Source organism: Nodularia spumigena CCY9414, assembly GCF_000340565.2.
Lineage (GTDB): Bacteria > Cyanobacteriota > Cyanobacteriia > Cyanobacteriales > Nostocaceae > Nodularia > Nodularia spumigena.
This window is the reverse complement of the sequence record NZ_CP007203.1, coordinates 2,241,244-2,253,262: the sequence shown is the minus strand read 5'-3', so window position 1 is coordinate 2,253,262 and position 12,019 is coordinate 2,241,244. Positions and strand designations below refer to the sequence as shown.

The window sequence follows — 12,019 nt, the reverse complement described above, 5'->3', positions numbered from 1 at the left end:
GTGTGGAGAAGCCCATAACCGCTTTCATGAGATGAATTAATCGTTTGTTTGAGAGTGAGAAGAATTCACACAAGGAGGGGTAGTTGAAGAACCGTAAGGCACCACATCATTAGGCGTACTTGTAAAACTGATTGTGCCATCGGGGTTACTTTTCCAGCCTTGGGCTTCAACCAATTTTTGAGATGTTTTATCTGACAATTCTTCAGTTTTTTCCTGGTAATCTTCTTTATCTTCCCAGCCAGAAAGACTGTTCAAATTGCCAGGATTTTGAGGAACGGTTGCTGGCTTGATGACCAATTCTCCGGATTCTCCCTGTGAATAAGCCGCACAAACATTGGTAACTTGGGGAACTTCAACTACTGATGGTATTAAAGCAGCCTTGGTGAAATCAATGGAAGAAGTATTAATCTCAATAGTTCCGTCAACTCCTCGTTCTGAGCTGGCCGTTACTCGGCTATCAGGGGACAGAAAAAATCCTTGAGTGTTGATCTGAATATTTCCTCCTCTTCCTTCAAAAGCATTAGCTGTAATACTGCTGTTTTCTAAGGCCAGTAATGTATCGGTATTAATATTAATATTACCACCATCACCAGTTGTACCTGTCTGACCAGCAGTAGCAGAAATAATACTATTGTTTAAGCGGACATCTTTTGATTGCAACAAAATATCACCTCCTTGTCCGACAGCAGTTGTTGCGGTAATACCTCCTTGTTTACTGATATTTATAGAGTCAGCATCAATTTGAAGTATTCCTGCATTTCCAGAACCATCATTTCTGACACTAATTTGAGCAAAATCTTGAATATATAAATCTCCGGTGGTAATTATTAATTCTCCAGCATCCCCAGTAGGAATTAGTGGTACTCTGCTAAACCTGATTCTTAAACTATCATCTAGAATATTTGCGGATGAACTTATAGAACTAGCTAAATTTGAATCTAGATTTTTTCCAGAGATTTCTAGACTCTCAGAGGTATTAATAGTAAGTTGACCAGCATTTCCAAAAGAAACGGTATTTGTAGATATAGCAGCACCATCTCTAATAAAGAGGTTTGAGGTATTGATTTCTAATTTACCAGCATCACCACTACCGAAAGTAGCAACGTTAATTGTACTAGGGCCGACAGAAGTAGACCTACCAATAATTTCTATAAAATTGCTGGCATTTACCAGTACATCACCACCTTTTCCCATATTGAAAGTTGTGGAACCTAAACTGCTGCCATCTTTTAGACTAATATTTTTTGCTGTTAAATTGACCTGTCCAGCATTGCCAAAAGAACTAGAAATTGTACTAATATTTCCTCGTTTTTCTAAGGTTATTTTTTTTGTATTTCCTCTAATATTTCCCCCATCTCCAAAATTAATATAACTGAAAGTATTAATTCCACCATAACCATTAGAATTACCTGGAGATGGATTACTACCAGCAACTCTTAATAATTCAGTAGGGTTGATAACTATGTTGCCACTTGAAAAATTACTAAAAGTATTGGCTGCGATTTGCGCTCCTTCAATATCAACTTGTTTTGAATTAATTTCAATATTTTCTCCTGGTGTCTTCCCGAAATTGCTAGTGTAAATACCACTAATACCAAATGGTGATGCACCTTTAACTGTCAGAATTTCAGTAGCATTTATAGAAATTTTTCCATCTTGTTTGGAACCATGATTTTGGCTAAATACCAGTGAACCATCTGAAATCTGGATTTTCTTACCCTGAATATTAATAGTGTTTCCTTCACCTTCCAGGCTACTAACATAAGCTAAACTGTTTTGTAAAAATTTTATATTTTGGAAATTTACAACATTATCATATTGAAATATAAAATTATTTTTTTCTAAATTTATATTAACTTCCCCTGTATCAACACTTCCTAGTTCAATTTTTCCAGTGTTTGTACTAATAATTCCTCCATCTAATACAATTTCTCCTCCAATAAAAGCTAAATTTTTACTCAAATTGACTTGCAAGCCATTAGAAAATCTATTGGAATTAAGAGGAAATCTAAAATCCTCATTTTTCAGGTTATGCCCTGTATTTTTAATATTTATGGCTCCATTATTTCCACTAAAACTTAGTCCAATAGGTATGTTAACAGTTAGTATTTGTTTAGAGGTTGGATTAATTGTACTAAATTGAGATCCGTCTGCAAAATTGATATTAGTCGCCGTAGTAGCAACAAATGAACCACCGATATTCAGTCTGGCATTTTCACCAAAAATAATTCCATTAGGATTCATTAAAAATAAATTACTTATACCATTTGTACGAATTAAACCATCAATATTAGAAATTGAATTTCCAGTTATCCTAGTGATAATATTTTGAATATCCAAAGGATTATTAAAGTAGGCTGTAATTCCACTGGGAACTGAAAAATGCTGCATACTGTGAAATAAATTTCCACCTGCTCTAGTCCCACCTTCAATAATTTTTATATTTTCTTCTAACCTAATTCTAGTATTTTTTTGTAAAGTGCTATCTGGTTTTATTTGAGCTTGAGAAATATTTGACCAAATCACAAAGCTTGAGACTATAGTAGTAGTAATTAAAGTCTGAAGATATCTACTTTTCATGGCTTATTTAAATCAAAATGAATGAATTTGTATTATTTAATGCCTTGAAAAATTTCACCAGCTAATTTAAATATCGCATCCACTTTACGGGTACGCCATTCATCCACAAGGTTTTGTACTTTGATAGGAGGCATTTGACGCATCATAGCTTCATAAAGATAAGCAGCATGACCAGTTTCGTCTTGAGCAATATTTAACAATCCTTGTTTGAGGTTACGAGAGCTTTGTTCATTATCTGGTAATACGTTAGCCATGCGTTTAAAGTCTTTACCAGCATCAATTTCTAAAATATAGGTGCTGGCTGCAAATACATTCCAATCAATGACCGCAGGTTGCAAATCTTCCTGAGAATAACCATGAAAGTATAATGCAAAGAAAGGAGTTCCTTGATGCTGTGTACTTTCAGTGGGCTGCTTTTCAGTTGAAGTTATATCTTTAGTTTTGTTGTTGATTTGTTTGAGAGCATGGGCAAAAATTTGGCTGTGCCGAACTTCATCTGATGCGTGTTTCTTTAATTTTTCTGCTAACCAATTATCCCCTTCATTAAATGCACGTTCACTAAGTGCGGAAAGAAATTTAACGGAACTGGCTTCTGATTTTTGTAATCCGGCAAGGACATTGGGGCGAGTTTTAGGGTCACGTATTTGAGAGGAAGTGTAATATGCAGTAGCTCCAGAGCTGGCCAAATACATCATGTAAGTTATAAGATTCATGGGTCGTTTCTTTAAAATTTTTAGACATCTTGGCAACTTTATACACAATAAAATATTTAAAATAAAAAATCAAATTTTTGTTTAATTAGGTGATTGAATTAATGTTATTATCAAGTTACTATTGCCAAAAATGTTAAATCCAAGCTAGAAAAAACAATGCCATCAAAGTGTACAAAATAGGGATATCTTTGTACATTTAGCCTTAGTGAATGTCATGTACTAAGCAACTCTCTTGTTGTATACCGTGAACCTAGTAAACTAAGCTTTCCTCAAGCTTATACCTTCCCAAACGGAGATTTAAGTAGTTGATTGAAATAGGGTAGCAACTTTTGCTTTAGTTGGGAGCATCCCAACAGGGAAGATACATATTTCATTAAGCCGTAAGAGCCTGATTCCACCGTTAGACTGAAAAGATATATTTGCCAAAGTGGGATGCTCCCTGTTAGTTAAATGTAGTATGAAACACATTTAATATTTAAAATACATATATAATCAAAAAACATCTATCTGAAGACATAAATATTGCTATGTGATGAATTTTATCTTATAACTAAAAAATTACGTGAAGCTGTAAATCACGGGACTGTTCCCGACCATAGATACAGAGATGGTTCTCGATATCAGCACTGCTGGAGAGAAAAAACTAAAGGATGAAAAACTGGATCACGAAATTAGTAATCTGCATAATCTTAGTGTACAACTTGCTACACAATTTTAATTACGCAGCAGCTAGCCAACTTTCCTCTACTGATGTGCAGCAATTAACCTTACTCCCAGAAGTTGAGAACTTTGGGAAGAATAGGAAGGAAGATTGGCCCCGATTTCGGGAAATAATCAAAGCCACTGATAAATTAGCCGGACTGTTCACACTTTATTCCAGTCAGGAATCAGGTCAAATTTATTGGGAAATTACACCAGAGCAACTGAATAAAAATTACCTGGCGACAGTGACATTAGAATCGGGTATTGGGGAAAGTGGGCTTTATAGTGGTTTACCACTTTCTGACTTCCTCTTCTACTGGCGGCGAGTTAATAATAATTTACACTTTGTGGTGCGGAATGTGAAATTTCGTGCAGAAGCAAATCAACCAGAACAGCGATCGCTGGCTCGTTCATTTAGCGACTCGGTTCTGTATTCACTGCCAATTGAAAGTATTGATTCATACAGTAAAAATATTTTAATTAATCTAGATAATCTGTTAATGCAGGATTTTCCCGGATTAACCCCCCTATTAAAATACTCTTTGCAGGCTGATTATCGCCTAGAACAAAGCAAGTCATATTTTGGTGCTGTCAACAGTTTTCCAGAGAATATAGAAATAGATGCAATTTACGGGTTTTCCTCACCAGACGGAGCCAATTTAATTACTTTACCTGATAGCAGAGGGCTGACGCTGCAAGTACATTACAGCTTTTCCCAACTCCCAGAAAATAACGGTTATATTCCCCGACTGGCTGACGACAGAGTGGGATATTTTATTACGGCTTTCCAAAATTTTGCTGACCATAAAGACTACGAACCATTTGTACGTTACATCAATCGTTGGCATTTAGAACCATCCGACCCTGATGCAGCGATATCTCCACCGAAAAAGCCGATTGTGTTTTGGATTGAAAATGCTGTCCCTTCATCATACCGTGACGCAATTCGTGAAGGTATCTTAATGTGGAATAAAGCATTTGCCAAAGCTGGATTCCAAAATGCCATTGAAGTCCGACAAATGCCAGATGATGCTGATTGGCAACCCGCAGATATCCGCTACAACACTATTCGCTGGTTCAATTCTCTGGATGCAGGTTTTGCCAGAGGTCCAGTGCGTGTCAACCCATTTACTGGGGAAATATTGGATGCAGATATTATCGTAGATGCCAATATGTTGCGCTCAATTCAGCACGAATATCGCGCATTGATGGCAACAAATTCATCACTGGGTAAAAACCAATGTCCCGGTAATTTACCTACAATGGGCAGCTTAGACAGAACAGGATTATCCGATGATGTCTGCTATGGGATGGAATCTTCAGAGCAAGCAGCGATGGGGGCGCTAGCGTTGTCAATTTTGCAAAAAACTACACCGAGTAGTGAAGCCATGCAGGATTATGTACATCAATATTTACGTTCTTTAATCGCTCATGAAGTTGGGCATACTCTTGGTTTACGCCATAACTTTCACGGTAGCACAATGTTAGCGCCTGAAGATTTAAATAATCCTGAAATCACTCATAGTAAAGGTTTAGTCGGTTCAGTGATGGATTATCTCCCCGTGAATATAGCGCCACCAGGAATCGTGCAAGGTGACTATTTTCCAGGGATGGTTGGCCCTTACGATGAATGGGCGATTGTCTATGGTTATAAAACTAATGTTCACCCAGAAGCCGAAAAAAGTTTTTTAGAAGAGATTGCTTTAGCATCGCCTCAAGCTGAATTATCTTACGCCACTGATGAAGATATTTGGGATATTAATCCTTTGGCAAATCTGTGGGATATGAGTAGCGATGTCCTATTGTATTCCCAGGGGCAAATGGATAATGCCCGTGTAATGTGGCAGCGTCTTGACAAGGGTTATTTATCGCCAGGAGAAAGCTATAGTCACCTCCGTGTCTTATTTAACCAAATACTTAAATATTATTTTCGGAACGCCAACTTATTGCCTCGATATATTGGTGGACAATCATTTCAGCGTCTTCATGTGAATGATTATCCTAATTGGGCATTTGTACCAGTTTCGCTGCTCAAACAACGTCAAGTATTAACAAAATTACAGGAGTATGTTTTTGCTGAGGATGTTTTCAATTTTTCACCGCAATTACTGAATCAGTTAGCACCTTCGCGTTGGCAACACTGGGGTAATTCTGTACCCTATAATCGCCTTGATTATCCTATTCACGAAACAATTATCCGGTTCCAAAGCGAAATATTGCGATCGCTCTTAGATGGCGATCGCTTAAATCGGTTACGAGATATAGAATTAAAATCTCCGCCGGGAGAAGCACTTTCTATCCCCGAATTGTTTGACACCCTGCAACAAGGTATCTGGACAGAAGTATTAGCCCCAGAAGAACCACAGACAATTTCCAGCGTCCGCCGTTCATTGCAACAAGAACACTTAAATATTTTGCTAGAAATCATATTGCATCCTACAGACACACCCGAAGATGGTCGCACAATAGCTTGGTATAAATTGTGCCAACTGCGAAAAGATATTGATATTAGCCTGAAAGAATTTGGTGAAAAACTGGATATCTATACCATAGCTCACTTGCAATTTGCGAGCGATCGCATCACCAAAACACTAAACGCCGAGTTATTCTCCCATCAGTAAGTGGGAGGGAAAATTTATTAACCAGTAAAAAATGGGATTTTCAGCTTGAATGTCATGATGAACTACCCATAGTTGGCTCCGCCTGAACTATGGGTTTCTACATCCCTTAGTTCGTTGCTAGCAGAAACTTCTACAGATTTTTGACGCGTCTTCGTCCCTAGTTGCTTCATACTTCGTGCTTGTAGCATGGACTTGACCATTCCCCTGGCTAAGTATTCGGCGATAATCAGCCCCGCTTCGATGGTTTTGCCCAATCCCACCTCATCTGCTAACAATGCCCGTCCACCGAGTTGTCTGAGGACTTTCCTGGCTGTTTCAATTTGATACCAATATTTGTCTATGGCTGTAAGGGTTGGCAGGCAAACAAGTTGGTCATAGTCTGCCATGACCGAGAGATTGAACAGGTCAAGACGTGCCTCGTAAAAGTTGATGGGGTCAGATTTCCCGGTTTTTAGAGCTTCTAAAGCCGGGGAATGGTTAAATTTAAATGTTACGCCGTAAGTCCCCCACTGAATTTGGTACTCCGAATCAAAGGTATGGTTTGTAATCACAATTTGGCGAAGGCAATATCTGATGTTGGTTGGGGAACATTCACCAATTTTCTAGCCTATAAGCTAGAGCGTAAAGGTGGAAAGTTGGTTGAGATTGATAGATGGTTTCCCAGTTCCAAGCTCTGTTCTAATTGTTTCCATCAAGTGAGTGAGATGCCATTGGATGTGAGGCAATGGACTTGTCCTCATTGTGGTACTCATCATGACCGTGATGGAAACGCAGCGATAAATATTAGAGCCGAGGGGATCAGAATCATAAAGGCGGAAGGTTCAGCCGTCTCTGCTGTAGGAGGGGATGTCAGACCAAGGCTTGGGCGAAAGTCTAAGTTGCGGCATTCCCCTGTGAGTACAGAAGCCGACACTGTTCTTGGTACTTCAAGTCAGTGTGGGTAGTTCATATGTATACATCTAGATGCCTTTGTATCAACTGTCGTGAATCAATTGCAGCAACGCCTCTGTGGAAATCTTGCCACTCATATCAGTACCCTCCAGCAAGGTATCAGCTAAATCGCGCTTGTGGTGATGCAATGCTACAATCTTGTCTTCAATAGTATCCTTTGCCACTAAGCGATAGATAGTTACCGGGCGTTGCTGCCCAATACGGTGGGCGCGGTCGGAAGCTTGGTCTTCTACTGCTGGATTCCACCAAGGGTCAGTATGGATGACATAATCGGCGGCGGTCAGATTCAACCCAGTACCACCCGCCTTGAGACTAATTAAAAATACATCTCCTGTTCCTGCTTGGAAAGCATCCACCCGTTTTTTCCGCTCTGCCACTGGCGTACTACCATCTAAATATTGATAATTAATACCTTGCTGTTCCAGATAATCTCTAATAATGTGCAAATGATCAACAAACTGACTAAACACCAACGCCTTATGGCGATTTTCCAGAAGTTCACCCAGCACCTCACCAAAAAGTTGTAACTTGGAACTAGGTAATTCAGTGTCAGGCATCACCAAACTAGGATTACAGCAAGCGCGACGTAGTTTCATAATTTCCGCCAAAACTTGCAGATGTTTCTTTCCTGCCTCGGCATCGCTTTCAGTGAGTTTAGATATTGCCTGACGGCGCAAGGCTTCATAGAATGCCATTTCCTCCCGACTCAATTCCACATGAAGTAAAATCTCAGTCCGGTCAGGCAACTCTTCTAACACCTGATTTTTTGTCCGCCGCAACAGAAATGGTTGAATCAGTTTTTTAAGTTTATTACGTGCTTGTTTATCCTGAAATTTCTCAATGGGGATAGCAAAGCGTTGATTGAAACTTTCAAAAGAACCCAATAACCCAGGGTTAATAAAACGGAACAAATTCCACAACTCACCGAGGTGGTTTTCAATGGGAGTCCCAGTTGTAATCAGTTTAAAGCCAGATTTCAAATTCATGGCTGCCTGAGAACGTTTAGTAGTCATATTTTTAATCGCCTGGGCTTCATCCAGCACAATCGTTTGCCACTGCACCTCAGAAAGCATTTGAGCTACTTCTTCCTGCTGCAATAAACCATAGCTACATACCAACATATCTAACGGTTGCAGTTCATCCAGTAATTTTTGGCGATTAGCACCAGCAAACTGCACAATATTCAGGGTAGGGGCGAACCTCTGCGCTTCACTCACCCAATTCATGCACACGGAAGTTGGGGCAATAATTAGGGTTTGTCCCTCATGGGCGTGGTTGAGGATGACAGCCAATGCTTGCACGGTTTTACCCAGTCCCATTTGGTCTGCCAAACAAGCGCCCACACCCCAATGTGCCAGACGCGCCAACCAACAGAAGCCATCCATTTGATAGTCGCGTAGTTCGGCTTGAAACGTAGAAGGCAGTTCTGGTTGGAGGTTCTGCACCTCTTTGAGCCGTTGGATATGTGTCTTCCAGTGTTTATCGGTTTTTACCTTGCCCACCTCATCGACAAAATCCTCTAACCCTAATGTTGCCAATGGGTGGAAACGGATACCTTTGTTGTGTTTTTCCGAAAACATTCGTAATTCATCGAGGCGTTTCCGAAAAGTTTGAGTTAAAGCCAGAAATTCACCATCCCCAAGGGGGATAAAACGACTGGGGTTTTTCTCTAAAAGTTCTAGTAGTTGCTGCATATCCAGCACCAAATCGTTACTTAATTTCAACTCCCCAGTGGCTGCAAACCAGTCTTGTTGTCGTTGAATTGATAAATTAAAGTCTTTCAAGTCTGCATGGTGGCGAACACGCAGTTTTTCTCCTTCTGGCCAGGCCATGACGACGCTGTTTCCCAGTGTTTGCAGTTCTAGCAGCAGTTCTAAACATTCTTCTGGGTCTTCTATTACCCATTCACCATCTTGTTCTTCAATTCGAGTTAATGTGGGGCAAGCGGCTATAGCGGCCTGGGCAAGTTGCTTTTCTTCTGGCAAATTACGTCTGGTTTGGAGACGTTTGCCGTCAATCTCGGCAATTACAGTTTCACCTCCTGCACCAGGACGGTAGTAGGGGCCACCCTGGGCAAAGGGGCGCGACAACAGGGTGACTTTCAATCCGGTATTAGCGGGTAACAGGTGAATATGGGGTAAAGTTTGGGCGGGTACTTCTTCTGCTCCTTCTAACCCACCACCAATATCAGAATGCACGGTGACGATACCAGAAACGGCATTGATGGCTGCCAAGACTTGCTTCTCGGCAATGGCGGGTACGTTTAATTTATTATCTTTGCCAATAATTTCACCAATGCGTCGGTGTTCGGCGGTAATTTCAATCACTTTGATCCGGGTTGGTGTTTCTTTAATATTGAGAACATTTTGTGATTCTGTTAACTTGGGCGAAAATTCCAAGGTGAGACGACCTTGTTTGCCTTTTTTGACTAGTAGTTCTGGTTCTCCCTTAACAATTTCTACACGAATATTGGGCGCATCTTCCCAAAAAACTAACGGGTGTCCAATTAAGGCAGAGATGGCTTTTTCACTGAAGGTATACTCGACTTTGCCGTAATAAGAACCATCATTATATGCCTCTATACAACTACATACCCGCATATCCTGGGATGTAATATAATTGAACTCACTCAAGCTATTACTTAAACGTTTGATAGCTATGGGGCGACCTTTACTCCATTCTCCTTTGGCATTAACTTTTTGTTCTCGTGGTTGCAAGATACATTTGCTAGGATAGAAGGTAATGAACCATGCTAAACGTAGTTCTGACTCAGCTTTTCCAGGTGTTTGTGGTACTTTCTGGAGATTTGCTAGGGCATTGAGGCACATTTCCCAAGCTTCCTGGGGTTGTATCAGGTCTACGATGGTTTGGATGCTGCTATCTTCGCGCAGTGTTGCGGCTTGTTGACTATAGTTACTACTGGGTTTGAGTCGAGATAAGAGTTCTGCGCTTTCCATTGCCAGCCAGTGATGACCGGATGCAAGCGATCGCCTATAGAATGGTTCTAGTAAATCAGGTAAGCGTTTTTTGGCACTCTCAGCATCCATCCAGTAAAGGCACAGAGAACAAAACAATGTTTGTAAGCTATTTTCTTCTTCTACCGCAGAAATGTAGGCGCTGACTATAAATTGTTTTTGGTTAATATCACCTTGCTGAACTTGGAGGATAATTTTTAGTCTGGCATAACTAAATTTGAGCCAATGATCTGATTGACGAGAAATGAGACTGGCATACTCTTCTGCTTCTTTGAGGCGTTGCATTGAGCCATCTTTTAACAGTGCTAGGATAAAAAATAAGCCGCCGATTGTATTGAAATATATTTGGCGTTTCCCCTTGGCTTTTTTCAAAGCTTTGAGAGCATCTGTATAATATTTGATAGCTTGGTCGTTCTCACCCCGCAGAAAACTCAGCCAGCCCCAAAAGACAAGGGTATGATCTCGATATTTATCAGATATACGCTCTAAACTTTGTTGTGCTTCTTGGATACAGCCCCGTAGCAGTAATTGTTCTGTGAAAATCAGTTGCAGATAATCTGAGCTATGTTTCCCCCGTGTAGAGCATTCTTCTTCTAGCAGTGTAAACACTTCTTCGGATGTAGACAATTTTAAGGCTGAATTGAGGAGGATACTAGATATACCGAGTTCATATAATTCTTGTGGTAAGGTGTTAAACCAATCTGCATCAAAGGGATTATTGCATATCTGCTCGAAGATATTTTCTATGGAGATTTTTTCTTCACTATCACCGTATTTCTGATAATCTTCAATTTGCTTGTTAATAAAACTAGGGTCTTGACGATAAATACCAATGCGGATTTCTCTGATACATTCGCGGAGACTGTAGAAAATTCTACAATCATTTTGCCAGTGAGTGCGTATGGGTAGCTTTAACTCCACTGCTATGACTAATGTTTCTAACTGTCCAGTTTGTAAAGCATGACGAGTCGCAATTTCTGTGAGTAGCGGATGGCATTCAGGACCTGTCTTGCATTCCTGTACTAACAAACCTGCTTTTAACAATTTATCGAGTTGGTAACTCAGGGTTTTTATCTCAAAAGGTTTGTTTTTTTCATCTAAGATGTCAGCTTGACTAAGACAGCTTATGAATGATTTTTTATCTATTGGCGCATAAATTACTGAAAATAACTGGATAATTTTTTGGGCAGAAGGGGATAACTCGAAGTATTTTTGCACGAGTTGTTTTTGTAGTTTTGTGGTACTAGGTTCAAAATTTGTCATACTACTAATTTAGTTATTTAAATAATTTTATTAATTTACGTTTACGACTATGATGCTTTTAGTTTTGAGCGATAAGCCTTCACGCTATATGTTGGCAAGGGCTGCTTCTGCTGTATCCAGAAGAATTTTAGCCGCAGACATCGCCTCATCAAGATGCCCCAAAGCTGTCAGGGTGAACTCATCTAAAATATTGACGAGTCTGAATCAGCTTGGA

The 12,019-nt window shown here is 39.9% G+C and carries 5 protein-coding genes and 1 pseudogene; 2 read left to right on the top strand and 4 right to left on the bottom strand.

The features are described from left to right. Nucleotides 1-36: 36 nt before the first annotated feature. Nucleotides 37-2,580, bottom strand: a complete 2,544-nt coding sequence (locus NSP_RS10075; protein ID WP_044482752.1) for a two-partner secretion domain-containing protein — start codon at nt 2,578-2,580, stop codon at nt 37-39. 32 nt (nt 2,581-2,612) lie between these two features. Beyond that, nucleotides 2,613-3,293, bottom strand: a complete 681-nt coding sequence (locus NSP_RS10070; RefSeq protein WP_231859571.1) for a ferritin family protein — start codon at nt 3,291-3,293, stop codon at nt 2,613-2,615. A 650-nt stretch (nt 3,294-3,943) separates the two neighbouring features. On the opposite strand from NSP_RS10070, the gene NSP_RS10065 reads away from it, so the two are divergent. Further along, nucleotides 3,944-6,616, top strand: a complete 2,673-nt coding sequence (locus NSP_RS10065; protein ID WP_006198507.1) for a zinc-dependent metalloprotease — start codon at nt 3,944-3,946, stop codon at nt 6,614-6,616. A gap of 62 nt (nt 6,617-6,678) precedes the next feature. Here NSP_RS10065 and NSP_RS10060 read toward each other — a convergent pair whose 3' ends face one another. Continuing rightward, nucleotides 6,679-7,167: a DEAD/DEAH box helicase family protein gene (locus NSP_RS10060; RefSeq protein ID WP_006198506.1), complete on the bottom strand. Its 489-nt coding sequence runs from the start codon at nt 7,165-7,167 to the stop codon at nt 6,679-6,681. Here NSP_RS10060 and NSP_RS10055 point away from each other — a divergent pair. Continuing rightward, nucleotides 7,138-7,560: pseudogene (locus NSP_RS10055) on the top strand (RNA-guided endonuclease InsQ/TnpB family protein); the annotation flags it as partial. The gene NSP_RS10060 and the pseudogene NSP_RS10055 sit on opposite strands and share 30 nt — an antisense overlap. 30 nt (nt 7,561-7,590) lie before the next feature. Here NSP_RS10055 and NSP_RS10050 read toward each other — a convergent pair. Further along, complete coding sequence (locus NSP_RS10050; RefSeq protein WP_006198504.1) at nt 7,591-11,805, bottom strand: DEAD/DEAH box helicase; 4,215 nt, start codon at nt 11,803-11,805, stop codon at nt 7,591-7,593. Nucleotides 11,806-12,019 lie beyond the last annotated feature (214 nt).